Source organism: Paracoccus sp. KR1-242, assembly GCF_049446195.1.
Taxonomy (GTDB): Bacteria; Pseudomonadota; Alphaproteobacteria; order Rhodobacterales; family Rhodobacteraceae; genus Paracoccus; species Paracoccus broussonetiae.
Window position 1 is genome coordinate 1 of the sequence record NZ_JBMSED010000020.1, and the last position, 23,800, is coordinate 23,800.

Sequence of the window (23,800 nt, forward strand, 5' to 3'; positions counted from 1 at the left end):
GCCCCGGGGAGATCGCACGCAAACTGCAGTCGAACCGCAGGTGAGCGGAAGTTTGCATAAGTGCGCCCTTGTCCTTTACAGGACTGTGGGTAACGCGCTAACGGTTGTGCTTTCAAGATCATTTTCAATCAGCAGGGTATTTGAACCCCGGAAGGAGATTTCATGGCCGAGACCGAGCTCGAACGTGCCGAGAAACGCTATGCCCAGGCCAGAGCCCGTCTGCAGGCGCTGAAGAACCGCGAAGCGGCGAAGGAAAGAAAGCTCGACACCAGGCGCAAGGTCATCCTTGGCGGGGCGCTGATCGACCTCGCCGCCCGTGACAGCAACGCGAGCGCCATGCTCGACCGGCTGATCCGCAACCTGCCCCGCGAACAGGATCGCGTCACCTTCGCCGGCTGGAACGTCAGGACCGCCGCGGCGACGCCCGAGGGGGACGCTGAGAGTGATGCGGGAACTGAGATTGGAGCCGAAGTTGAAGCCGGAACTGCCGCTGTCGGAAACGTCTCCGCGGCGCAGGCCGAAGAGATTGCCGACGAGCCGGAATTCAGCGCATCGATCGATGCCGATCTGGCCGCTGCAGAAACGCCCGCGCCGCGCTCGCCCTTTGACGTGGTCGGATTGAGCGACGAGGACCGCCGGCTGCGCGAGGAACTGCGCCGCCAGGCGGAGGAGCTGAACAGCCGGCGGGGGCCGGGAAGCCGGCTGTGATCGGTCGCGCCTTCCGGGCGCTGCTGATGCTCGGGATCTTCTCGGTGGCCCTGCCGCTCTGGATCCTGCTGCTGGCCTTCGCCCTGCTCTGCGGCACCGGGGCCGGCATGCTGGCCTATGTGCTGCTGCGTTTCCTCGTTCTGGGCGTCGATACCGGCCAGGACGTCGAAACCACGCTGGGGCAACTCGGCATGGTGCTCTGCCTGCTGCCGGCCTGGGCGGTAGCGCTGTTTTTCTGGGCCCAGTATTGCGGGCTCACGCCGCTCTTCACCCGGCTCGTCCATGGCAGCCATGGCTCGGCCCGGTTCAGCTCCAGGGCCGAGCGCGCCGCGCTCCAGCGCGGCGATGGCTTACTTATCGGGCGGGATGCCGAAACGAACCGGCTGCTGCGCTATGACGGCCCGGCACATCTGATCACCCTCGCGCCGACCCGGGCCGGCAAGGGTGTCGGCACCATCATCCCGAACCTGCTCACCGCCAACCGCCCGGTGCTGGTTATCGACCCAAAGGGCGAGAATGCCCGCATCACCGCCGCGGCGCGCCGGAAGTTCGGCGCCGTGCATGTGCTCGATCCCTTCGGCGCCACCGGCCTGCCCGGGGCGGCCTATAATCCGCTCGACCGGCTGACGGCGGAGAGCCCCGATCTCGGCGAGGATGCCGCGCCCCTCGCCGAGGCGCTGGTCATGGATCCGCCCGGACAGGTCTCCGAAGCGCATTGGAATGAGGAAGCGAAAGCCCTGCTCGGCGGGCTTATCATGTTCGTGGCCTGTCACGAGACCCCGGAGCGCCGCAACCTCGCCGCGGTGCGGGACTACCTGACCCTGCCGCCGGAACGCTTCCGCGAATTGCTCGAGCTGATGCAGCAGAGCGATCAGGCCCATGGGCTGATCGCCCGTGCTGCCAACCGCTTTCTCGGCAAGGCCGATCGCGAGGCGGCTTCGGTGCTGTCGAATGCACAGCGTCACACCCATTTCCTCGACAGCCCGCGCATTACCGCCGCGATGAGCCGTTCGGACCTGCGCTTTGCCGATCTGCGCCATGGTGTCACCTCGGTCTTCCTGGTGCTGCCGCCGAACCGGCTCGATGCCTATAGCCGCTGGCTGCGCCTGCTGGTCTCCGAGGCGCTGCAGGACATCGCCCGCGACGCCGAGCGCCCGGAAGGCACGGAGAACCCGCAGGAGGCCCTCAGAGCCCTCCCAAGGGCCTTAGGTCCCTTGATGACCCCTAAAGAGCCGGAAGCGGCCACAGAGCGCCTGACAGGCGGCTCAGAGGCGCTGACAGCGCTGCAGGCCGCTACGGCACCCGGGATAACCCTCAGCGCCGCTCTAAGGCCCTCTGAACGGCCCGGGCGCCCACAATCCGATTTACCCCCTGCCCTGTTCCTGCTCGACGAGTTCGCGGCTTTGGGGCGTCTGGAGGCGGTGGAACGCGCCATGGGGTTGATGGCCGGCTATGGCATCCAGCTCTGGCCGATCCTGCAGGACATGAGCCAGCTCAGGGATCTCTACGGCACAAGGGCCAATACCTTCATCGCCAATGCCGGGGTGCAGCAGGTGTTCGGGGTCAATGATTTCGAGACCGCGAAATGGCTGAGCCAGAGCATCGGCCAGGAAACCCGCGCCTACCAGAGCACCAGCCACAAGCCCGGAGAGCTCGACAGCACCACCACCAGCGTCACCGGCCGCGACCTGCTGACCCCCGATGAGATCATGCAGATGCCGCCCGAAGCCCAGCTCCTGCGCATCCAGGGCCAGCCCGTCACCGTGGCCCGCAAGCTGCGCTACTACGCCGATCCCGAGTTCAGGGAACTGTTCGAGCCGGAGACCAAAGCAAAACCCTGACGACAGGAGAACCGGACATGCCGCCACCCTTGCCCCCTGCCCCACCACACGACAGCGAGATGCGCGAAACTGTTGATCTGCTCGCTCAGGTCGTGGCCGCGATGTCCCAACGCCTCGGGCAACAGGACGAAAAGCTGGTGCACCTGCGCCAGATCATGGCTGAAACCCTCAAAGCCACTCTCTCAACAAGGGACCAGACCGATCCGAAGCTCTGCGGCCGGTTCATCGGCAATGAGGTCAACCTGGCGCTGGATCCGGTGCTCGACCATTTTGCCGATGCCATCGCGTCTCTGCGCAAAAATCTCGATGAGACCGCGACCCGGCTGCAGCTATCTGCCCTGGAGCGGCTCCGCGATGAGTTATCCAGGGCAGATAGCTGGCGCCGGCAACGCGGCTGGGTCTGGGCCGGAGCGATGGCCGCAGGCGCAGTTCTGGGAGGGGCGGTGCGCCTTCTGGGCGGTGCCTGAGCCACTTATCCACAGGCTCCGGGTGTTAAATAGGTGTTAGAATCTGTGTTAAGTCAGTTTTCTGCGCCTTTTTTTGTTTTATCTTCAACATGTTGCGCTCTGTCGTGGTAACTAAAAACACGAATCGTGGTAACTGAAATCCTTGCGTTGGTAACTAAAAACACGAATCTTGACGTGGGTAACTGAAAACACGAAGATGCTCTTATGGTAACTGAAAACACGAACGACTTGGCCCCTCTCCTCCCAGATCGGCACCCGCAGCATGACCTGTTCATCTGCGATGTTGCTGATGCCGTGCTCAAGGACGTGATGCAGCATATGGAGCATCCGTTTTATTCGCTTTCCAAGAAGCCTGAGACTGCGGTGAAGCGCTATAAAAACGGCAATCACTGGCTGGAGATAACACCTAGCGTCAAGGGATTGGCGACCATCTATGACAAGGACATCCTAATCTATTGTATCAGCCAGATCATGGCCAAGCTAAAGCGTGGCGAGGTGGTTTCGCCACGAGTGCGTATAAACTCGCATGAATTGCTGATTTTTACGAATAGAGGGACTAGCGGTCGAGAATATTTATCGCTGATGGACGCGCTAGACCGCTTGGAAGGGACGCGTATTAGGACCAACATCACGACGGGAGACGAGGAGCAAATCGATGGTTTCGGTCTAATTGATGCGTCCTCGATCCGGCGCAAGCAGGGGCTAGATGGCCGCTTGCTTTGGTGCGAGATTAAGCTGTCCGACTGGGTCTTCAACGCCATTCGGAACGAAGAAGTTCTGACTCTTCACCGAGATTATTTTAGGTTGCGCAAGCCGGTCGAGCGCAGGGTTTATGAACTTGCACGCAAGCATTGTGGTCAACAGAAGAGTTGGAAGATCAGTCTGAAGCATCTGCTAATGAAGTCTGGGTCGCAGAGTCCCGAAAAGCGCTTCCGGCAGATGATCAAGCAGTTAGCGCTTCACGATCACCTGCCCGACTACCAAGTTACTTTCGACGACGAAGCTGACATGGTTATCTTCGAGAACAGGGGTACAATGGTGTCTGCTCTGCCGAGCGTGCCCCAGTTACAGCCGGAAACCTATGACCATGCGCGCCAAGCTGCGCCGGGCTGGGATGTTCGCTACCTAGAACGCGAGTGGCGAGACTGGATTGTTGAACCGCCACGCGATGCCGATGGAGCCTTCGTCGGCTTTTGCCGCAAGTGGTTTGAGCGACGTGGTCGACCATAGGATGCGGCTGACTAGGTGACCTATTCTCCGATCTGGCCGAAGAGGGTCTAGCAATCTAAATCTGGTATCTAAAAGATACTAGATAGCTACTTGCTACGCTTCCGCATTTCGGCCTCGATGAGATCGACGGCAAGTTCAAAAGCCTCCCCTACCCCGTAACCCATACTATCGGCAGCCGCGTAGAACCGCTCAAGGGTCTCCGGCTTGGCTTTGATATTGATTTGCGCATTTCTGCCGGTCCTGCGGCGGCGCTGCTGCTTCGCCGGAGGCGCGACGGGTGCGACGGCAGGCTTAGGCTCCCGGCGCTTAAAACCGGCCGCAGCGGCCATTTCAGGGTGTGGGACTGGCTTAGCTGGCACGGCCGGCGCGAAGTCACTTAGGTCCAATGTATCGCCAAAACCAATCTTGGCGCGGGTGCCGGTCATGCCTGCGCCCCCCGCAGCTTAGCGACGAGCTCGCGCACGAACGTCTCGGCATTGCCTATCGCTTTCTCAAGATTGCTAGTCTGTGAAACATCGAGCATTGACAGCGTTCCACCGAAATCGAACAGGTCTCGGTAAGCCGCTCTTTCCACGATGGTTGTGTCAAAAACTGGAATGCCCGCCTCCTCAAGCTCGGAGGTTACATTACGAAGGCTGCGGGACTTTACCGCCGCACTGGTTCGCGTAAGCACCACCGCATGCGGAATCGTACGACGTGCCATCTTGGCTTGCGAGGTGATGAGGCGTAGCACTTTTGCTCCCCCTTTAGCGTCCATGCTCGAGCCTTGCAGTGGAATGGTTACGAAATCCGACATGCCGATCGCGTTTGCCACCATAAGCGACGCCGTACCCTCAAGATCCACGATAACGAATTGCGCCTGTGCGGCCTCGCGCTCGATCACATCAACAATTGTGTCCTCTGTCACATCGCTGATGATCCGCAGCTGTTGAGGTTTTCCTGGGAGAGCTCCCCATTGAGAAATCCATCTCTCCGGATCCGCGTCGATCACTGTGACCGACGCGCCCTTTTCGGCAAGTTGGGTAGCGGCCAAAAGGGCTGTCGTGGTTTTACCTGCCCCCCCCTTTGGGTTCGCAAAGCTAATGACCGGCATATCCTGTTCCTGCTCGTTTTTTCATAGGAAACTAGAGGTTTCTATTCCTCGAAATCACTATCTAGTAGCTACCAGATAGCCATCTAGTAGCTGCTCTTGATCCTATCAGAAGATGGATAAGAAGCCAGAAAATTCAGTTTGCAATCTCTTGATACTAATCAGCTATCTAGTAGCTACTAGGTAATAGATCTTCGACTCGGCGATGACGTAGGCGAGCGGGGCGGGTTCTTGGGCACGCTCCATGGCTTGGCTAACGATCGTTCTGGCGTTATGATTACAGATGATTACAAGGGAGCACATCATGCCGCAGCGCATCGTATCCGAACCCATTACAATCCGTACGGCTAAGGTCGCGGAGATTGATGCCTTGGCTAGCGTGATGGACCGGTCGCGGAATTATATCGTCAACCAGGCGATTGAGCAGTATTTAGCGGCCAATGCTTGGCAGATGACGCGGATCAGGGACGGAATAGAAGCCGCGCGCGAGGGTAGGGTGCGGTCCGCAGATGAGGTGTTTGCCGGGGTGGCCAGCAAGCACGGCTGGGTCCGTTGAAGCGATTAGCCATTGCGGAGCCAGCTGCCGATGACCTCGAGGCGATCTTGGACTACATCGCGTTGGACAATCACAGTGCTGCCGAGAAGGTCTATCGTGGCATCGTTGGGGTCGCAGGGCGCCTGCCAGAGTTCCCTTCGCTCGGCCGACCAGGTAGAATTCCGGAAACCCGCGAGCTGAGCGTCCCAAACCTGCCTTACCTCATCATCTATCAAGTCGAGCCGGAGCTGGTTACGGTGTTGGCGATATTTCACACCTCCCGTGATCTGGCCCGCGCCTTACGCGAGCGAATCCAGCCCGACTAAGTACCTGAGCGGGATCATCGGTCCGAGTTGGCCCCCCGCCTTCACTCCAGCAGATCCGTTGCCGGGTTTTCGGCGATATCGACATCGGCATAGTAGCTCTGCGCCTGCTGGACCGAGCGGTGCAGGCTGAGCTGCATGGCGGCGGGCAGGGGGGTGTGGTCGAGCGCTGCCTGGGTCAGGAAGCCGGCGCGCAATCCGTGCGGACTGGCGAAGGTGGCCGGGTATCCGGCCAGCACCAGGCGATGGCGCAGGATCTGGCGCAGGCCATCCGCCGAGAGCCGGCGCTTCAGCACCCGGTCGGCCTGGCTCACGGGCCGGAACAGTGGCCCGTCCTTGATACCCGCCACCGCGATCCAGCGCATCACTGCGCGCGCAGCACGGCCTTTCAGAGGCAGCCGCGGCGCCGCCTCCTTCCCGGTGGTCTTGGTGCTGAGCAGGCGGATGCGCAGCAGGCCCTTTTCGGCAAAGTCGCGGCTGTCGATATCGTCGTGGTTCAGGGCGACGATCTCGGCCCGGCGTCGGCCACCGGAGGCCCAGCCCAGCATCAGGCAGGCGCGGTCGCGTAAGCCGCGATGGCTGGCATCACAGGTGGCCAGTAGCTTCTCCAGCACCTCGCGGGTGACCGGGTTCGCCGATTTCCGTTGCCGCGGCCGGGCGGCGGCGCGGCGAGCGCGACCGCGCGCTTCCGCGACCAATGGTGCCTGGAAGGGCGAGGCCAGGTTCTTCATGCGATGGAAGGCGCGCCAGGAGGCGATGCGGCGATCGAGCGTCGAGGGCGCAGGGCAGGTGAGGCTGCGGCGCAAACCGGCGGCGATCAGCGCCTCGGCCACCTCCCGGGCCGGGCCGGAAGCCGTGCTCAGGTCCTGGGCATGCTCGAGCAGGAAGCGCAGCGCCACCGCCTCGGATTCCGGCCAGGCCAGATCCTCGCCGTAGGCCTGGAACTTCCAGGCGGCGATATAGGCCAGGTCGCGCTCCCAGGCCCGCAAGGTGTTCTCAGGGGTGCCGCGGCGCCAGAGATCGGTCAGCGCCTCGGCCTCGGCGGCGGAGAGGGCAGGGGGGGCGATCGGCAGCATCATGGGCGCAGTCTGCGCCGCTTCCGGCCCGGTTTGCAAGAGTCACGATAAGAGGTACTTATCGGAAGTGCATGGCGCGTAGCAAAGGCGAGGATATTATCCGCAATAAATGTTTTTACAGCGGATTTATTGCAATTTTGACAATGTACACGGGAGTTAGCTCAAGTCCGGGAATGGGCAACTAGGGTAGATTTCCGGGCGTGACGTTAGGCGGGCGTGCCTTCGACAGCCTAGGAGTGGCGGGATCAATGCATCCTGACCCTTCTGTGTCTGGGCTAGAACGCGGTGCCCGCCAGGAGGCAGTCGTCACGTAGTTCTTCAGCGAAGACCCAATTCTGACTCCAGCATCTCCACCAACGCTCGGCGGCGACATGAAAATATGTCGTAAGCTGGTTTCACCCCTTCATCGAGGACGCGTTTACGAACCGCATCGGATGCGGGGTGATCAAGCGCCCACTTTGTCAACGAGGGCATACTCAAAGCGGTGTGCGGGAAACGGCAGAAAAGTTGTATGACCTCATAGAGCATTTTCTCCTCTTCGGACTTTAAAACAAGCTTCTGCTTCGGAGTATTCTTGGGCTTCATGTCGTGGGGTCCGGAGCTAGCGACAGTATAGAATTCGTCAAAAGACATTTTCCTTCAATTGAAACCAAGGAGAATAGCGCGACAATCTGGATGAGATTCTCACCCAGATTGTCGCGCGATAACGGAGTGCAGGAAGTCGGACGTCAGCGCCCTCTCATTGCCCCGCGAGATCCGGCTCAGGATATCCTGACCGTAGCTGACTTTCAGGTCCCGGTCTGCTGTTGATAGCCGAGCATATCCTGGGATCACTCCAGCACCTCCAAGAGCCTTCGCCAGTTCTGACGTCCCCCGAGGATGCGCAGAACATCGAGATAGCCGCCGTCCTCCAAGCGGTAGATGATCAGATGCGCACCAGAGGGATGGATGCGGACAGGCGGCCTGAACTCCATGCGCTTACGGGCAATCTCCGGCATGTCGCAGAGCAGGTTGAGCACAGCCATGAGACCGTCAACGTATCTGTCCGCCTGAGCTGCCGACCACTCGGCCTCCCCGTAGAGCCAGACCTCTTCCAAATCAGCTTCTGCCTGAGACGTGAGCCTCAGGATGCAAAGGCGCTCACCGCTCATGCCGGCTGCGCATCCGCGCCTTGAACGATGCGACGTCGAAGGGTCTGGCAGGGCCGCTCTCGAACCCGGCGGTAATGGCTACCTGCAGCTGCTCCACTGCTTGGGACCGCTCCTGGTCGCGCCGGATCAGGTGACGGACATAGTCGCTGGCATTGCTGAATCGGCCACCCTGAGCCTGCTCTTCGACCCAGGTCTTCATTGGGTCGGGGATAGAGACGTTCATCGTGGCCATGGGGCTGCTCCAATCCATAGTTGGCCGGTCGAGTAGCTATAATGGCAATCTTTGCCAACTTAGTCCAGAGCGCCAAAACGCGGACAAAATGGCCGTGGCTTTGGGAAGAGGTTGTTCTGGCGTACAGGTTCTGTAGGGAGGTGTGTCCGGTGTAGGGGACATTGCGGACCTTCGCCAACCTCGTATATTGCCCGGCATTCAGTTCAGCATCATGGCGGACGTAAATTGACCAAGCATTACATCCTGCTTCTTCTTGCAATCATTGCTGAGGTGATTGCGACAACCGCATTGGCCAAGTCATCTAGTTTTACGAAGCTCACTCCAAGCCTTGTTGCCATCTTCGGTTATGCTGCTGCGTTCTTGTTCCTTTCGTTCCCTATGCGGGTCATGCCAACTGGCATCGTCTACGCCATCTGGTCGGGTATGGGCATTGTGCTCATTTCTGGGATTGCTTGGATTTGGTATCGAGAAACACTCGACCTTCCTGCCATACTTGGCCTTGCGTTTATTCTGACTGGTGTCGTCATCATCAATGTGTTTTCGAAGTCCGTAGCTCATTGACCTGACCGTCCGCCTTGGTTGGTGATGCCGATGCTGCGCGGTCGCCCCCAAGGTCGCCCGTGCAGTCGAGGGTGGGACAATCCAGGCATTCCCCCGGTAAGCGTCCGGTCTGACCGCTACCCGTTCCACCTCCACGGCACCAAATCCTCGACCCTGTTGATCTTGTAGTCCGGGATGCAAGCGATGGTGTCGGCGAGCCAGGCGTGGGGATCGACGGCATTGAGCTTGGCCGTTTCGATCAGGGTGTAGGCGATGGCTGCGGCCTTGCCGCCGGCCTCGGAGCCGACGAAGAGGTAGTTTTTCCGACCGAGAGCAATGGCGCGCATGCCGCGTTCGGCGGCATTGTTGTCCAGTTCCAGGATGCCGTTTTCGAGGTAGGGGCGCAGGCGATCCATGCGCGTCAGCGCGTAGCGGATGGCGACCGCGAGCGGGGATTTGCCCGAGATCGTGGTGAGTTGGATGGCCAGCCATCGTTCCAAGTCGTCGAAGACCGGGGCGGCATGGGCCTTTCGCAGTTCGGCGCGGCGATCAGGTGGGGAGCCTCTGGCTTCCTTTTCGACAGCATATAGCCGGGCGATCCGGGCGATGGCCTCTTCAGCGATCGGGGAACCCTGCGATCGGTGGATATCGACGAACTTGCGCCTGACATGGGCCATGCAGGCGACCTCGCGGATGGCGCCGGAACGGTAGAGATCCTCGAACCCGGCATAGCCATCGGCATGCATCCAGCCGCGGAAGCGGGCGAGATGATCCCTGGGATGCTGACCCTTGCGGTCGCCGGAGAAGCGATACCAGGCGGCCGGTGGCGCATCGCCACTCCAGGGCCGTTCGTCGCGGGCATAGGTCCAAAGCCGGGCAGTCTGCGTCTTGCCGGTTCCTGGAGCGAGCATGCGCACCGGTGTATCGTCGGCGAAGATCGCGTCGGCCGACAGGACATGGCGGCCGATGGCATCGGCCAGTGGTTCCAGCAAGGCGGTGGTCTTGCCGACCCAGTCGGCCAGCGTCGACCGGTCGAGGTCGAGACCCTCGCGCTCGAAGATCTGGCTCTGACGATATAGGGGCAGATGATCGGCATACTTGCTGACCAGCACATGGGCGAGCAGTCCCGATCCCGGACGGCCCCGCTCGATCGGGCGCGACGGCAGCGGGGCCTGGATGAACCGCTCACAGCAGGCACAGGTCAGCCGCGGACGGACGATGCGGTTCACGATAAACCGGCCAGGGACATACTCCAGCTCTTCCGTCACATCCTCGCCGATCCGGCGCAGCCGCCCGCCGCAATCGGCACAGGTATCTGTGCCGGGCGCCAGTTCCACTTCCATCCGCAGGATATGATCCGGGATCGGACGGCGCTTGGGTTTGTCCTTCTCCTCAATGTCGGGCAGGCGCATCCGCGCGGTCATTGCCGCGGCGGCAATCTCGCTGGTCTCCAGCGCCAGTTGAAGCTGTTCTGCTGTCTCCGATGACGCCCCGAACCGGTGGGCGCGGTGCCCGGCCAGCTGGTGGCGCAGCTTCTCGATCAGGATCGCCTGCGCCTTCACCTCGGCCAGAAGCCGCGCGGTGAAGCTGCGCAGTTCCTCGGGGTCTTCAGGCAGGGTCAGGGTCTGACTGAGCATGGAAGAAGTCTATCTCACGGGATTCCTTGTGGGAATCCCGTGGTTGCCGAACGGTCGGATTATCCCGCCGACAGCGGGCGCCAGGTCCGTTCCGGTGCCCGCCAGTCGATCCCCTCAAGCAGCATGGACAGCTGCGCCGGCGTCAGCGCCACCTTGCCCTCCGTGGCCAAGGGCCAGACAAACCGACCCCGCTCCAAGCGCTTCACAAACATGCAGGCACCCTGGCCATCCCACCAGATCACCTTCACGAGGTCACCCCTGCGCCCCCTGAACACGAAGAGATGCCCGGCGAACGGGTCTTGCTTCAGCACCGCCTCGGCTTGCGCCGCCAAGGCCGCAAAGCCCTTCCGCATGTCCGTCACCCCCGCCGCCAGCCAGACGCGCGTATTGGCCGGAACCGGGATCATGCCGTCAGTCCCCGGATCAGCCGCGCCAGCGCCTCGGGATTATAGCTGCCGCTGATCCGCATCCGGTGCCCGCCGGTCAGTTCGATCTCGATATGGCTATCCGCGGCTGGTGCTGCCGCGGGCACCTGCTTATCCTCGACGACAATCTCCACCGGCAGAAAGCGCGCCTCCTCCGATACGGACGGAGCCGACGCAGGGTCCGGTGCGTAGCGGGGATCGCGCAGCCACTTGAAGATCAGGTTGGCATTCAACGCATAGCGACGCGCAACCTGCGCGACCGAGATCCCCGGAGCCATTGTCTGGAAGCAGATCGACCGCTTCTCCTCGTCCGTCCAAAGCCGCTTCGTCCGCCGAGCCACACAGTCACCATAGTGTCCACTATCGATGGTGGACACTACCGCCCACTCTCACCCCTCGGCAGAGCGGTCAGACCGGACGCTTACTTCCCCCGCCCTTCAAGGCGACAGGAGTGGCGATCAATTGCCAGCGTCGGCGTCACCAACCAATGAACGGCATCCAACGTGGCGTCCACGACATTTATTCTTATTTTCCTACCGCCTGCGACAGTATCCGCCAGAGCGCATCGCGCCGCACAGCCATGGCCTTTGTGCTACCATAGGTCAGTTCGACGAATAGGCTTTCCACGATCCCGACATAGCTTTCTGCAAAGCCGTTGCGATCATCTTCCGCCAAGCCAGGCCGGTCGGCGTCCAACTGAACGAGATAGTGCTGGCGAAGCGACGCGAGAAAGCCCTCGTAGCCTGCACCCACCTGCTTTGCGATGCTTTTGGGAAGCAGGTAGGCGGCGCGCAGCAGGAACCGCAGATGCGGCGAGGTGGGGTAGCGCTTGTCGATCTCCTGCACGTAACCGGACCCCGCGCCATCCGGTGCGGGCGATGCGTAGGCTTCTGCAACGAATGCCTGCTCCACCTCCAACGCGACCGACAGGGCGGCAAGGAACAGCTCGTCCTTGCCGCGGAAGTGCGAATAGAGAGAAGCCTTGCGGATGCCGACGTCCGTCGCGATCTCGTTGAGGGAACTCCCCTCATACCCGACCTCGGCGAAATGCCGGATCGCGGCGTCGCAGATACGCTCGGCGGTCGGTGACAGGCTGCTCATCTTCGTCCCTTCAGGATCAGTGGTGTATGGCGACGGTACGGCCGTTCCGCGCGCTTCTATAGGCGCAGGCAGCGGTCAGCACCATCACGACCAGCGAAATCCCCATGAGCAAGGAAAGCCAGACACCCACCCCGTGGGCGACCATCTGCCCGGCAAGCGGTGTTGCAAGCCCTGCGACGCCCAGTTGGAAGGCGCCCAGAACAGCCACGCTGGCACCCACCGCCGTGTCCCGCGCCGACATGGCGATGGACATCAGCGTGGCTTCCGCGATGCCGAGGCCAAGCATCGCGATCGCCATGCCGGCGACCACGCCTGCAAGGTCGATACCGGCCGTTCCCGCAATCAGCGCCACAAAGGAGCCGAGGCATAGCAGGCTGACGCCTGCGACGGCCAGCATTTGGATCCTGATCCGCGCCACAAGCCGGCCCGCCAGCATGGCACCCAGCAGCACGGCCACACCGGTGCCGCCGAAGACAAAGCCAAAGGACTCGACGCTCAGTCCGAACTCGCTCTGGTAGGCGTATCCCGCACCGCCGACATAGGCGAAGAGAAAGAAGAACGCACCGGTCAGCGCAATCCCCGGCAGGACGAAATCAACATCGCGGACGATCTCGCCATACGTCCGGGCCGCCGAGTGCAGACGGAGGGGGGCACGGGCCGCCCGGGGCAGCGTCTCGGCAAAGTTGACCATCGCGTTCAGCAAGACTAACCCCCCATAAGGCCCAAGGCCAGAAGCACGCCTCGCCAGCCGAAGCTGCCACCGATCATTCCCCCTGCGACGGGCGCCAGAATAGGGGCCAACCCCTCGATCGTCATCAGCATTGCGAAGATCTGTGCGGCGCGCACGCCTTCGGCCACGTCGCGCACGCTGCTCATCGCGACGACCAGCAGAATTGCGGCGGAAAGACCCTGTGCCACCCGCGCGACGATCAGCATTTCGAACGACTGCGCGTATGCCGCGACACCGGCCATAAGCACGTAGACGACGAGCCCTGCCAGCAACGGCCTGCGCCGCCCGATGGCGTCGACCAGCGGGCCGAACAGCAACTGGCCGGCGCCCATCGCCAAAAGGAAGACAGTCAGCGACAGCTGCATCCGGGCGTAGCTCGTCTGCAGGTCCGCAGCCATTTCAATGATGGAGGGCAGATACATGTCGATGGCCAGCGGCCCCAAAGCGGCGATGGCACCTATGGTGATGACGAACCCCGAACCCACGCGCACGTGAATTTTCTGCTGTAGCATTTTCAACTCCTTCTTGGCTGACCAGCTCGATCGCGGTGTTGCTACCTACCGATCGGATGCTAGATGTCAAACCATAAGTCTCACTCTGCAAGGAGGGCTGGCCTCTTCGACGAGCGCCGCGATCAGGTCATCCCGAATGCGCTCGACGTGCCGGTTGCCATGAACGACCGCATCGAAGATCTCGGGCGCATCATTCCGCACCATGGCAAGGCCCTCCATGATCAGGTCGAAGCTGCGCGTCCGGATGACCGGGGTGGTGCCAACCCATCGACCGCCCGTGCCAGAAGATGTGTCAGCCCCTGCGTTAGGGCCGCCTGACGGTCATGCTCCTCCGGCGTGGTGATGATCACGTGCAGGCCGAGCCTTTGCCGAAGGAATTGAACGATGCATCGCCATTGCCGTCCCCGGACCGGACACGTGACGATCTGCAGGCCGGTGATGCCATCCTTTGCGCTTTGCGGACCAAACATCGGGTGAGTGGCAAGGATTTCGACATCGTTCGGAAGAAGCGCCTGCATCATGCGGGCAGGCCCTTCTTTGATCGAACAGACGTCCATAACGACCTGACCCTTGCGCAGAAACGGGGACAGGTGCTGCACACACCGCTCCAATGCCGGCACGGGCATAGCGAGGATCACGACATCGGCACATCCAATGTCCTCGATGCCGATTGCCCGTAGGCCGGCCGCCTGCGCGCAGCGTCGCGCATCTGCACAAGGATCGCAGACAAGCACCGTCAGGTGCGGAGAGAGAAATGGTTCTACCAGTCGCCCGAAGGCGCCGAAGCCGATGATGACGATGGTGGTGGATGACATGGTTCCTGTCCTTGAAAGAAAGCCAGGGTCATCGTCTTCGATCCCGATCCGACCGCTGGCACAAAGCAGCGGTCGGGCCCACGAAGGCCTTACCGCTCCGACGGCGGGGGATAATAGGCTGGTTCGATGCGGGGCTCGCTGTACTGTGTGATCAGGCGGGCGCTGTGCTGACCGCGTAGGTGCGCCCAGGCCCAGCTCCACGCGACGTCGGTGCGGCTTACGACCACATGGCGTGACTTCTTCTGCGATATCATCAACGCAATCCCACAAAATCTTTATACGACCTATCGGTAGGCAGTAATTCCGTCAATGCATATATGCATAAAATGAGCAATCGGGCGCAAAGGTCTGCATAGAGCTCTCAGAGTGACATCCGCAGAACAGCAATTGGTAGGCTTGGAGGAGTTCGGCAGCCTTAACCGAGGATAGGGAAAGCTCGGCCAGAGCCGCCGGTCGATGCGCCGGCACTGTTGCACCGCAGCTTTCCGAAAGCGGACCCTCAATGACCGGCCTATCGATGACGGATCAAGCTTTCGTGGTTGTTTCGGAAAAGTCCCATAACAGAGAAACCATCATGCGCAGGCCCGTCTGTGCGATGGTCTTGGGCAGATGTTCGTCCGGGCCGTGCTGTTTGCAGCCGGGATAGGAATGCGGCACCCAGATCGTCGGCAGCCCGAGAATGTCGGCAAAGGCATCGTTCGGAACCGTGCCGCCGATATTGGGATTGATCGCCGCTGGCCTGCCCAGCACATCCGCCACCGAGGCTGCGGCCCATGCCACCCAAGGGTCCGCCGGATCGAGCCGCGTTGCCGGACCACCGCGCACCAGCCGAACACTCACATCACAGAAACCGCGATCTGCAAGCCGGTCCCGGATCTTCGGCACGACCTGCGCAGGGTCGGTACCGACGACGAACCGCAACTGGCAATGCGCACGCGCCGTGGGCGGGATCGCGTTGACCGGGTTGTCGGCGTTCCCGGCATCCAGCGAGATCACCTCCAGGGTGTTCCAGCCCAGAAGCTTTTCCGCCATCGACAGCCCCGGCTCGCCCCAATCGGCGTCCAAAGTCCGACCCATGCTTTCGTCTGAAATATCCAGCCCGGCCAGCGCCTCGCGGACGGACGATGGAATTCCGGCGGGGCGTAGACCTTCGACCAGAAGCCGACCTTTGCCGTCCACCAGCGCCGAAATCGCATTGGCTAGGATGGTCGCGGGGTTCTTCATCACCCCGCCCCAGTTGCCCGAATGCAGCGCCGTGTCGCGCAGGGAGCAGGTCAGCTCCATCAGCACCGACCCGCGCGAGCCGAGATAGAGCGTCGGCACATCTTCCGACAATCGCGGGCCATCCGAGGCGATGAGCAGATCGGCCGCCAGCAATTCGCCTTCTGACCGGCACAGCTCCCGCAGGCCAGGGGAACTGCATTCTTCGCCCATCTCGAAGAGGCACTTGACATTGTAGCCAAGGATGCCGCCGCGCGCCGCGATGACGGCGGCTAAGGCTGCGAAGTTGACCGCGTGCTGGCCCTTATTGTCGGCAGTGCCGCGCCCATACCAGCGGCCTGCGCGCTCCGTCAGGATCCAAGGCGACAGCCCCTCCGACCACTGCGCGTCCATCCCCGCCACCACGTCGCCGTGGGCATAGGTCAGCAGCGTCGGCAGGTCCGCGCTCTCGATCCGCTGCGCAAATAGGAAGGCGGGTTTGCCCTGCACCGGATTGGGCAGGATGCGGCAGTCGAAGCCCATCGCCTCCAGTTCCGGCACGACTACCTCGGCCAGATAGCGGTCCAGTTCCGGCGCGGCGGCGGGGTCCTGGCTGACGCTGCGATAGGCGACGCGGCGGCGCAGGTCGTCCGCGAAACCAGCGGCGAAGAAGGCATCGGCGGCGGCGAGGGCCTTGGCTTTCGTCATGCAAGCATCGCCGTCAGATCGCGGATGCGCGGGACCGCCGCAAGATCGCGCATCATGGCGATCAGTGCATCCGTCTGCGGCCCGAGGATCGGCTGGCAGCAGGCGCGCACCTTGGTCTCGCGCTCGGCATCGGTGAAGGGGTCCTGAATCAGTCCCTTGGCATAGACGCGCGACCGTTCCAGCACCTGCCCGTCTTTGAGCGTCACCTTGACGATATGCGGCGGGCGGTCGTCGGGATCCTTCGGCTCTTCTTCGAAGGTTCGGGCGCGCATGGTGGTCAGCGGCAAATGGGCGCGGACCTCGGGGCGGGCGACGGCTTCGGGCGTGAAATCCTCCAGCCCGATGGTGCCTTGGGTCAGGGCCAGTGCGATGTTGTAATGCAGCGAGAATCGGGCCTGGAACTCGTCTTGCGGATCGTCATAGCGCAGGTTCTTCTTGTTGCTGGCACCGACCAGTACCTCGATCCGCTGCACATCGTCGGCGGTGAAGCCGTGTTCGGCCCGCAGGTCCAGAATGCAGTCGACCGAATTGTGGGCCGATCCGCAGCAGGCATGGCGTTTCGGTGCGACGCCGAACTCCTGCATCGCCAGCGGGTTGTCTAGCTTCTTCAGCGGCTCGTTCCAACCGCGCGGATCGGGACCGCCATAGAGCGAAAGGAAGCCCTGCGGGTCCTCCAGCACATCGGGATTGCCCTGAAGCCCCGCCTCGGCCAGTCGCGCGGCGCGGACGGCATTGGAGGCGCTCATGCCGCATTGGAAGGACTTCGCCTCTGTCCCGAACTGGGCCTTGTTGCCCGAGGCCATGCTGGTCGCGATGCTCATGGCGGCAACGGTGCGGTCGCGGTCCAGCCGCAGCAGGCGCGCGCAGGCCCCTGCGGTGCCGATGCAGCCGATGGTCGCGGTCGGATGCCAGCCCGCGAAGTAGTGCGAGCGGTTGACGCCGCGCCCCAGAAGGGCGTGAAGTTCCAGCCCCACGGCATAGGCATCCAAAAGGTCGGCCCCGCTGGCATCCACCTCGTCCGCCAGCGCCAGAAGCGCGGGCACGATCACGGCCGAGGCGTGCGTCAGCGCGGGATAGTAGTTGTCGTCGATCTCCAGCACATGGGCCGCCGTGCCGTTGACCATCGCCGCCGACGGTGCGGGCAGGGGCGTTCCGCCCACCACCGTTGCCGTGCCGTTCCCCCAGCCCATCGCCGCCTGCCGCACCTTCAGCGAGACCGGATCGACCGATCCCGCGACGATGCAGGCCATGGTATCGGCAAAGGCATGACCGACACGCTGCGTCACCTCGGCCGGCCAGTCGCGCGAGCGGCCCGTGATCCAGTCTGCCAGATGAACGAGGAGAGGAGTTTCCGTATCGGTCATGCCGGCACCTTTCAAACGACGAAGTAGAGGAGGATCGAATACATGACCGCAGCGGGGATCAGCAGCATCCAGCCGGAAAGCAGCATGTATTTAAGCTTGTCATAGCGGGCCATGCCCATGCAGGTGACCATGTTCGGGTTCGGGAACGGGCCATAAGTGTCGCCCTTCGACGCAAAGATCAGCACGATGATCCATGCGGCGGTGCTGATGCCCGCTTGCCCTGCCATGTCGCCGAAGATGTTGTCGACTAGAACAACCACCGCAGCGGATGCGCCTGGAACGCCGGCCAGGCCGATAAACGCCACGATCACCGCGAACATATAGGGCGAGAACGAGGTCAGATCGGCGCTAAAATTGGTCGCGATCGCTTCCAGCGGACCAAGCTCGTCCAGCACGTTGAATAGGGTGGACAGCATCCAGAACAGCAGGAACAGGTGGATCACCGATCCCGCGCCGCGATAGAACTGCTTCAGCGTTTCGGTCGGGGCGTTGCGGCCGACGGTGCCGGTGAGGAAGGCCAGAAGCGGCAGGGCGATGATCGGAATGGCGATGCCGCCCCGGCTGTAAAGCGCATAAACGACCGTTGCGAACAGGCCCAGTACGAAGACGGCGGTCGCCTGACGGCTGGCCTTGAACGAGACATCCTCAGGGGTGTCGTCCAGCGGCGGGTAATAGTCGTTCTCGCGCGCGGCCAAGCGTTGCAGGTAAAGAACGATGGGGAAGCCCAGCACGAAGGACAGGATGAACAGCGGCCCCGCGCCATAGGTCACGTATTCCAGATAGCCGACATCGGCCGCCACCATCACTGCGATGTTCGATCCGGCAAACGGCGCCAGTGCCAGACCCGCGCAGCCGCCATACAGGAACGCCATCGCCGTCGCGCGGCGGGTGATGCCGAAACGAGTCGCGAGCGGGATCAGGATCGGCGCGGCAATCGCCAGCGCGCCGCCGATGGTGCCCAGCATGAAGATGACCAGCGCCGCCGCCAGCATGATGCCGAGGATCACGAACCGCTGCGAGCGTTGCCCGATTAGGCCCAGCACGCCGGTCACCACGTTATTGGCAACGCCTGTCGCGCGCAGCACCTCGCCCAAACCAGCACCGAGGACGGCAATCATGCCGATCTGCGTGACATTCTCGCTTAGCGCCGAGCCGAGCATCTTGCCCACCTCGGCGGGGACGGGTTGAAGGATCGCAAAGGCCGCGATCAGCGCGACCCCGGTAGCCAGCACGATGTCGAGGCCCCAAACGCACAGCACGGCATAAAGCAGGATGGGGACCAGCCCCCAGAAGGTGGCGGCGGAGCCAGTTACCCCGATGATGACACAGGCGGTGACCGACAGAACGACGACAGCCGTCATGATGGGTTGGCTGAACAGACGTTGATCCTGCCCAGCGGCAATGTGGGTATTCAAGAGATGTCCTTCCCGGTTGGTGTCATGTCCCGTCCGGTTGGCTCCGGCGGATTATAATCCGGTCTACTCTCAGGAGAGGACGAGAGAAAATTATAATATTGCGACGCAATCCATCTAGAAATTAGACGTCGCCGAGATGCTTCTTAATCTCGCCCACGACCATCATCACGCTTGGAGTCAGCCGCCGCCCGCTCATGCCTTGGATATGCAGAAGGCGCCGTGCCGATTGGCTGATCGCCAGCGGGACGGCGACAAGCTGGCCGCGTTCGATCGACGCGCTGACCGTGATCTTGCTGAAGAACGAGATTGCATTGCGTTCGATGCAATAATTCTGAAGCGCGCTGCCGCTGTTGCTGATCAGGGCAGGGGTCAGGGTCACCCCTTCTTCGGCTGCACAGATGTCGATGGTCAGACGGTTGGTGCTGCCATCGCCCATCATGGCAAGCGGATGCATCGCCACCTCGCGGAAGGTGACGGCGCTTTTGGCCGCTAGTTCGTGATCGGGTGCCATGACCGCATAAAGGGCGGGACGGCTTTGGTGCAGGATTTCGACGCCGCGCGGAGTGGACATGTCAAAGGTGATGCCGATGTCCTCCTTCCCCTCGCGGATGCGTTCGTTGATAGTTTCCGACTGTAGGATATCGAGGTGGAAGACCAAGGCGGGATTGCGGCCCTGTAATCCGGCGATGATACGAGGCAGCATCTCCATCCCGAAGGCTTGATTGGTCGCTATGCGGATCGTGTATTGGCCAAGTGGGCTGGCATCCACGATTTCGACCCTCGCGCGTTCGGCCTCCATCAGCATCCGGCGCCCGAGATGGGCCAGCTTTTGCCCCGCTTCCGTGGGCACGATGCCGCGGGGGCGACGCTCCAGCAGAGGAGTGCCGTATTCCTCCTCCAGCTTGCGGATCATCCGGCTGACAGCAGACGGGGCGACGTGAAGATGCTGCGCGGCGTCAGCGATCGAGCCGCGTTCGGCGGCTGTCAAAAAGTATCGAAGAGCGGTGCCGACGATCATGGGTCTCATAGCTGACGGTGTGTTTTCCACACATCAATAGAGGCGTTGCTGCACCTAGAGCAACGCGAATTGCTGTAGTACAAAGCGGCCCATCCATCAACTCGTCGGAGTGAAATCTAGTATTATCTAATCCGGCGGGATCTAACTACTGAAAGCTGAAACTTCAGCTCCGATGCACAATTGAGCATCTGGGCAACGAGTGCTCGCTCTGACCCGACACCAAACTTTCTGTAGATACGGAGACGGCAGTTCTTAATAGTTCCTTTCGAAATCCCTAAACTCTGTGCAATATTTCCCGTACTGGCACCCTCCAAGATCAACGCCACGATATCTCTCTCTCGGGGAGTGAGTTGGCTAATTATTGCATCAGCATCCAAGTCTTGTATTTTTTCCGAAAATCCGCGAATGTTCAGTACCAAGCTACGAGGACCGAACTGGCTATGCTCGGCAAGCTCGGAGACGTCTATCGCTATAGGAAGACCTGCAGCAGCTTTTTTTATGTCTGAGCAGCAGCTCAAAGCTCTGAGCACTGCGATGTCCGGGAAACTATATTCCGCCTCCGTCCATTTATCCGTCGAAATAACCAATCGGCCACTTGCATCGAATACTGCCACCGCTTCGTCGTCGTATCCTTGAAATCCGCCCGCCTCGCTCGTCGCGTTGGCATAAAGAGCCCTGAGGTGGGTATCATGGAAGTCCAAGATCATCGGGAATAAACGATGCAACCTACTAATATCTTCTTCTGCGAACCTCTCCATGCTTCTCTCAAAGAAAAGAGATATGCAGGATAGCCCGGGAGCCGGAAGGTAAATCGCCACCTCATCTTCAAACTGCATTTTTTTCATAAAATCGGCAGTATAAAATTTGTGATCTCCTGCACGCATGAGAGCGGTGTCCATGGTTTCAATGCGGGGCATATTATCTGTTCGCCATGAATTCCAGTAGGGATCTCTATCTGCAGGTTGTGCCTTCAAGTAGTAGTCTACTATCCACGGACTCACTCTCTTCGTATAGAGGATATCTGGCTGCTGGCTGGCCGGATAGTTCACGACCCATCCGGTCTCATGGGGGAGCATGTCGCCGATCAGCTCCAGCAACGATTCGTGGAAACCAGGTTGGCCGATCTTCCGAGCGACGGCTCCGATCGAGCCAGCTAAGTATTCAGCATCGTTCATGGGTTGACCTCAGTCGAGAGACGGCCAAATGTCTCCAGCCGTCATGCTTAGTCACATGTCAACACTTCTTGTGACTCTAAACAAGCCGGTCCTCTTGGGCCCCTGCTATTGTGCCATCAATGCTCTGATTCTGAGCATGCACAACCCTCTCGGCGGGCAGCGAGAAGCCGACCTCGATACTCAGGCCCTTACTCTTGAAGTCGTCGAAAACGTTTAGCAGCCAGACGCTGCTCTCGGCTTGGCACAGCGCTGCCAAGATCCGAGGCGCGGCAAATGGGCCTTCTTTGTTCGAACTTTCTCACCTCACGCTACGAGAAAATTCTACTGCCGCATCCCGTACACGGAGAGAATTGCCTAATCAACTGATAAGAACATGATTTTTACAATCTCCCAAGTCCAGGCTGCTGATCGCGCCAAGAGTACAGGTAGAAGTCGAGTCGGAAGAGTTCGGATGCCAACTGAACATTCAAATCACGTAAGCGTCCTGCCTACCGATCCATAGTGCCTACTGGCACTATTGCTCGATGAAGGTGATCTTGTACCGTCAAATTCACCTGTTCTTTGCAAGTGCTCGCTTAAGTGCCCTGTAGGCACGGTCGACTGCATTCAGTCGCTTCAGAGCTTTTGAGAATTTCTTTCTAATTCTGAGAAGTTCGGGAAGAAGCACTCATAAGAATCAGGAGGCTAATGCCAGTAATGAGCCTACGCCACAAATAGTGGTGCCTTCTATAATATAAATAAAAACAGGGAAGTACAATGGTCTCTTTGAGCGATGCCGATCAAGAATCGGCTGTTCACAAAACTGAAGTGATGCGTAGAGCAATCTCTTGGAAGGGAGCCTTTTGGGTCGCAAGCGGAGCGCCAGCATTCGTCCTCTTCTCGATCGGTGGCGTCGCCGGTACGGTCGGGAAAATGGCAGCCCTGATCTGGGCCATTTCGATGCTAATGGGCTTCATCCAATCGTTCACCTACGCCGAAATCGCTGGACTTTACCCGAACAAATCAGGCGGAGCCTCGATATATGGGGCGTCTGCCTGGCTCCGTTACGGCAAGCTTATCGCACCCCTTTCAGTGTGGTGCAACTGGGTCGCCTGGACGTCTGTGTTATCATTGGGCTCATCGATTGCAGCAGCCTACGTTCTGAACATCATCGCACCGGTTCCAGCGGTTGGATCAGATGCGGTGGCCGCCTGGGTTTCTCAGAACGCCGATGCCCTCGGAGATATGGATGCTACGCAGCAGGCCGCCGCAGCCATTTCGGCACTTACCCCGGCGATCCGCGAGTGGACTCTTTTCGCAGGAAGTATCGGACCAGTGAGTTTCTCGCTGAATGGAGCCTTCTGGATAGGGGCTGCCATGATGCTCGCCGTTTTTTTCATGCAGCACCGCGGCATCAGCGGTACCGCCAGCGTCCAGAAGTATCTCGGCCTAGCCGTCATTGTTCCCTTGGTCATTGTGGGCCTTGTCCCGATTCTCTTGGGGAAAATCGAGTTCTCGAACTTCGTTCCCTTGGCACCCGCGAGCGGAACTTGGGATATTACAAGCTGGACCATAATTCTCGCGGGGCTTTTCATCGCTGGATGGTCCACCTACGGCTTCGAGACCGCAGTTTGCTACACGCGGGAATTCAAGGATCCTTCGACGGATACACCGAAGGCAATCCTCTATAGCGGTCTCCTGTGTCTGTTCCTCTTCATCTTGGTTCCCTTCACCTTTCAAGGTGTGCTGGGCATTGCGGGGGTTACTGATCCGTCCATCGTGGATGGTTCGGGCGTTGCCCGAGCGTTGGCCTCGATGGTCGGGGGAGGGGTATTGGTTCTCTATATCCTCATCGTGATGATGATCCTCGCAATCTTGCTGTCGATCATGACCTCCATGGCAGGCTCATCACGGACCCTGTATCAAGGTTCCGTCGATGGCTGGTTGCCCAAGTATCTCGGCAAGCTGAATCACCATGGCGCACCCACGAACGCGATGTGGACAGATCTTGTTTTCAATCTCTTTGTTCTTGCGGTGGCAGTTGCGGATACCACCAGCTTCTTCTTCCTGCTCGCGGTATCAAATGTCTGCTACATTACGTTTAATTTTCTCAACCTCAACGCCGGTTGGATCCATCGCCTCGATTCTCCAGATAAGTCGAGGCCCTATCGGGCACCTAGAATCCTAATCGTGCTCGGAACGGCCTTGTCGTTCGTCAATGCAATGCTGATGGGGGCTGGCGCAAAGATCTGGCATCCCTATGCACTGTGGGCAGGCCTAGGAACAGCTTTGCTGATTATCCCGGTATTCCTGTTTAGACATTATGTTCAGGACAAAGGAGAATTTCCCAATGGGACTTCCGATGTTGTCGGGCCGAAAAATGCTGGATATCTTCCATATCTGGCCCTACTGGCGGGACTCGCTACCGTCATCATCGCAAACAGCGTGTTTGTTCTTGAATAAGTTCACCATGCTCCCGTGATTAGAATTTTCACATATATAAAATGAGACAATGGTGCCACTTGGCA

Annotated in this window: 26 protein-coding genes; 8 read left to right on the plus strand and 18 right to left on the minus strand. The window is 60.4% G+C overall.

Features of this window, described 5'->3' with window-relative positions:
- Nucleotides 1–162 precede the first annotated feature (162 nt).
- The 4 genes from ACO2Q4_RS22695 (at nt 163) to ACO2Q4_RS22710 (ending at nt 4,246) form a co-directional block, all read left to right on the plus strand.
- Nucleotides 163–708: a hypothetical protein gene (locus tag ACO2Q4_RS22695; RefSeq protein WP_423322047.1), complete on the plus strand. Its 546-nt coding sequence runs from the start codon at nt 163–165 to the stop codon at nt 706–708.
- A gap of 191 nt (nt 709–899) precedes the next feature.
- The gene (locus tag ACO2Q4_RS22700; RefSeq protein WP_423322076.1) at nt 900–2,549 is read left to right on the plus strand and encodes a type IV secretory system conjugative DNA transfer family protein; all 1,650 of its coding nucleotides are present in this window, start codon (nt 900–902) and stop codon (nt 2,547–2,549) included.
- Nucleotides 2,550–2,608: 59 nt separating this feature from the next.
- Nucleotides 2,609–3,016, plus strand: coding sequence for a hypothetical protein (locus tag ACO2Q4_RS22705; protein WP_423322048.1), 408 nt, complete (start codon nt 2,609–2,611; stop codon nt 3,014–3,016).
- Between the two features lie 204 nt (nt 3,017–3,220).
- Nucleotides 3,221–4,246, plus strand: a complete 1,026-nt coding sequence (locus ACO2Q4_RS22710; RefSeq protein ID WP_423322049.1) for a replication initiator protein A — start codon at nt 3,221–3,223, stop codon at nt 4,244–4,246.
- 86 nt (nt 4,247–4,332) lie between these two features.
- Here the strand turns inward: ACO2Q4_RS22710 and ACO2Q4_RS22715 are convergent, their stop codons facing one another.
- Together ACO2Q4_RS22715 and ACO2Q4_RS22720 are read right to left on the minus strand one after the other, a co-directional pair.
- A complete protein-coding gene (locus ACO2Q4_RS22715) occupies nt 4,333–4,671 on the minus strand; it encodes a hypothetical protein (RefSeq protein ID WP_423322050.1) in 339 nt (112 codons plus the stop codon).
- A complete protein-coding gene (locus ACO2Q4_RS22720) occupies nt 4,668–5,339 on the minus strand; it encodes a division plane positioning ATPase MipZ (protein WP_423322051.1) in 672 nt (223 codons plus the stop codon). The genes ACO2Q4_RS22715 and ACO2Q4_RS22720 overlap by 4 nt, the downstream gene beginning before the upstream one ends.
- Before the next feature lie 301 nt (nt 5,340–5,640).
- Between ACO2Q4_RS22720 and ACO2Q4_RS22725 the strand changes: the two genes are divergently transcribed.
- Together ACO2Q4_RS22725 and ACO2Q4_RS22730 are read left to right on the plus strand one after the other, a co-directional pair.
- A complete protein-coding gene (locus ACO2Q4_RS22725) occupies nt 5,641–5,892 on the plus strand; it encodes a CopG family ribbon-helix-helix protein (RefSeq protein WP_423322052.1) in 252 nt (83 codons plus the stop codon).
- Nucleotides 5,889–6,197 carry a type II toxin-antitoxin system RelE/ParE family toxin gene (locus ACO2Q4_RS22730; protein WP_423322053.1) on the plus strand — a complete coding sequence of 103 codons (309 nt, stop codon included), beginning with the start codon at nt 5,889–5,891 and terminating at the stop codon, nt 6,195–6,197. The genes ACO2Q4_RS22725 and ACO2Q4_RS22730 overlap by 4 nt, the downstream gene beginning before the upstream one ends.
- A gap of 41 nt (nt 6,198–6,238) precedes the next feature.
- Here ACO2Q4_RS22730 and ACO2Q4_RS22735 read toward each other — a convergent pair whose 3' ends face one another.
- From ACO2Q4_RS22735 to ACO2Q4_RS22750, 4 genes are all read right to left on the minus strand, one after another.
- Entirely contained in the window at nt 6,239–7,273 is a 1,035-nt protein-coding gene (locus tag ACO2Q4_RS22735; RefSeq protein ID WP_423322054.1) for a tyrosine-type recombinase/integrase, read from the minus strand.
- 315 nt (nt 7,274–7,588) lie between these two features.
- Nucleotides 7,589–7,855 carry a hypothetical protein gene (locus tag ACO2Q4_RS22740; RefSeq protein WP_423322055.1) on the minus strand — a complete coding sequence of 89 codons (267 nt, stop codon included), beginning with the start codon at nt 7,853–7,855 and terminating at the stop codon, nt 7,589–7,591.
- A 245-nt stretch (nt 7,856–8,100) separates the two neighbouring features.
- A complete protein-coding gene (locus ACO2Q4_RS22745; RefSeq protein WP_423322056.1) occupies nt 8,101–8,421 on the minus strand; it encodes a type II toxin-antitoxin system RelE/ParE family toxin in 321 nt (106 codons plus the stop codon).
- The gene (locus ACO2Q4_RS22750; RefSeq protein ID WP_423322057.1) at nt 8,411–8,653 is read right to left on the minus strand and encodes a type II toxin-antitoxin system ParD family antitoxin; all 243 of its coding nucleotides are present in this window, start codon (nt 8,651–8,653) and stop codon (nt 8,411–8,413) included. The genes ACO2Q4_RS22745 and ACO2Q4_RS22750 overlap by 11 nt, the downstream gene beginning before the upstream one ends.
- 225 nt (nt 8,654–8,878) lie before the next feature.
- Here ACO2Q4_RS22750 and ACO2Q4_RS22755 point away from each other — a divergent pair, with 225 nt between their 5' ends.
- Nucleotides 8,879–9,214 (plus strand): DMT family transporter, encoded by a 336-nt coding sequence (locus ACO2Q4_RS22755; protein ID WP_423322058.1) that lies wholly within the window; start codon nt 8,879–8,881, stop codon nt 9,212–9,214.
- 116 nt (nt 9,215–9,330) lie between these two features.
- Here ACO2Q4_RS22755 and tnpC read toward each other — a convergent pair whose 3' ends face one another.
- The 12 genes from tnpC to ACO2Q4_RS22815 form a co-directional block, all read right to left on the minus strand.
- Nucleotides 9,331–10,830 (minus strand): IS66 family transposase, encoded by a 1,500-nt coding sequence (tnpC, locus tag ACO2Q4_RS22760; RefSeq protein WP_423322059.1) that lies wholly within the window; start codon nt 10,828–10,830, stop codon nt 9,331–9,333.
- A 59-nt stretch (nt 10,831–10,889) separates the two neighbouring features.
- Nucleotides 10,890–11,237, minus strand: coding sequence for an IS66 family insertion sequence element accessory protein TnpB (gene tnpB, locus ACO2Q4_RS22765; protein WP_423322060.1), 348 nt, complete (start codon nt 11,235–11,237; stop codon nt 10,890–10,892).
- Nucleotides 11,234–11,596 (minus strand): IS66-like element accessory protein TnpA, encoded by a 363-nt coding sequence (gene tnpA, locus ACO2Q4_RS22770; protein WP_423322061.1) that lies wholly within the window; start codon nt 11,594–11,596, stop codon nt 11,234–11,236. Before tnpA ends, tnpB begins: the two co-directional genes overlap by 4 nt.
- Before the next feature lie 184 nt (nt 11,597–11,780).
- Nucleotides 11,781–12,356 (minus strand): TetR/AcrR family transcriptional regulator, encoded by a 576-nt coding sequence (locus ACO2Q4_RS22775; protein WP_423322062.1) that lies wholly within the window; start codon nt 12,354–12,356, stop codon nt 11,781–11,783.
- Between the two features lie 16 nt (nt 12,357–12,372).
- Nucleotides 12,373–13,059 (minus strand): hypothetical protein, encoded by a 687-nt coding sequence (locus ACO2Q4_RS22780; protein ID WP_423322063.1) that lies wholly within the window; start codon nt 13,057–13,059, stop codon nt 12,373–12,375.
- Between the two features lie 2 nt (nt 13,060–13,061).
- Nucleotides 13,062–13,598, minus strand: a complete 537-nt coding sequence (locus tag ACO2Q4_RS22785) for an MFS transporter (RefSeq protein WP_423322064.1) — start codon at nt 13,596–13,598, stop codon at nt 13,062–13,064.
- A 221-nt stretch (nt 13,599–13,819) separates the two neighbouring features.
- Nucleotides 13,820–14,413, minus strand: coding sequence for a prephenate dehydrogenase/arogenate dehydrogenase family protein (locus tag ACO2Q4_RS22790; RefSeq protein ID WP_423322065.1), 594 nt, complete (start codon nt 14,411–14,413; stop codon nt 13,820–13,822).
- Nucleotides 14,414–14,938: 525 nt separating this feature from the next.
- Nucleotides 14,939–16,321 (minus strand): M20 family metallopeptidase, encoded by a 1,383-nt coding sequence (locus tag ACO2Q4_RS22795; RefSeq protein WP_423322066.1) that lies wholly within the window; start codon nt 16,319–16,321, stop codon nt 14,939–14,941.
- Nucleotides 16,318–17,685: an MmgE/PrpD family protein gene (locus ACO2Q4_RS22800; RefSeq protein WP_423322067.1), complete on the minus strand. Its 1,368-nt coding sequence runs from the start codon at nt 17,683–17,685 to the stop codon at nt 16,318–16,320. Before ACO2Q4_RS22800 ends, ACO2Q4_RS22795 begins: the two co-directional genes overlap by 4 nt.
- Before the next feature lie 11 nt (nt 17,686–17,696).
- Nucleotides 17,697–19,100: a Na+/H+ antiporter NhaC family protein gene (locus tag ACO2Q4_RS22805; protein WP_423322068.1), complete on the minus strand. Its 1,404-nt coding sequence runs from the start codon at nt 19,098–19,100 to the stop codon at nt 17,697–17,699.
- Nucleotides 19,101–19,221: 121 nt separating this feature from the next.
- Nucleotides 19,222–20,127 carry a LysR family transcriptional regulator gene (locus ACO2Q4_RS22810; RefSeq protein ID WP_423322069.1) on the minus strand — a complete coding sequence of 302 codons (906 nt, stop codon included), beginning with the start codon at nt 20,125–20,127 and terminating at the stop codon, nt 19,222–19,224.
- 113 nt (nt 20,128–20,240) lie between these two features.
- Entirely contained in the window at nt 20,241–21,293 is a 1,053-nt protein-coding gene (locus ACO2Q4_RS22815) for a LuxR C-terminal-related transcriptional regulator (protein WP_423322070.1), read from the minus strand.
- A 756-nt stretch (nt 21,294–22,049) separates the two neighbouring features.
- On the opposite strand from ACO2Q4_RS22815, the gene ACO2Q4_RS22820 reads away from it, so the two are divergent.
- Nucleotides 22,050–23,735, plus strand: a complete 1,686-nt coding sequence (locus ACO2Q4_RS22820; RefSeq protein ID WP_423322071.1) for an APC family permease — start codon at nt 22,050–22,052, stop codon at nt 23,733–23,735.
- Nucleotides 23,736–23,800 lie beyond the last annotated feature (65 nt).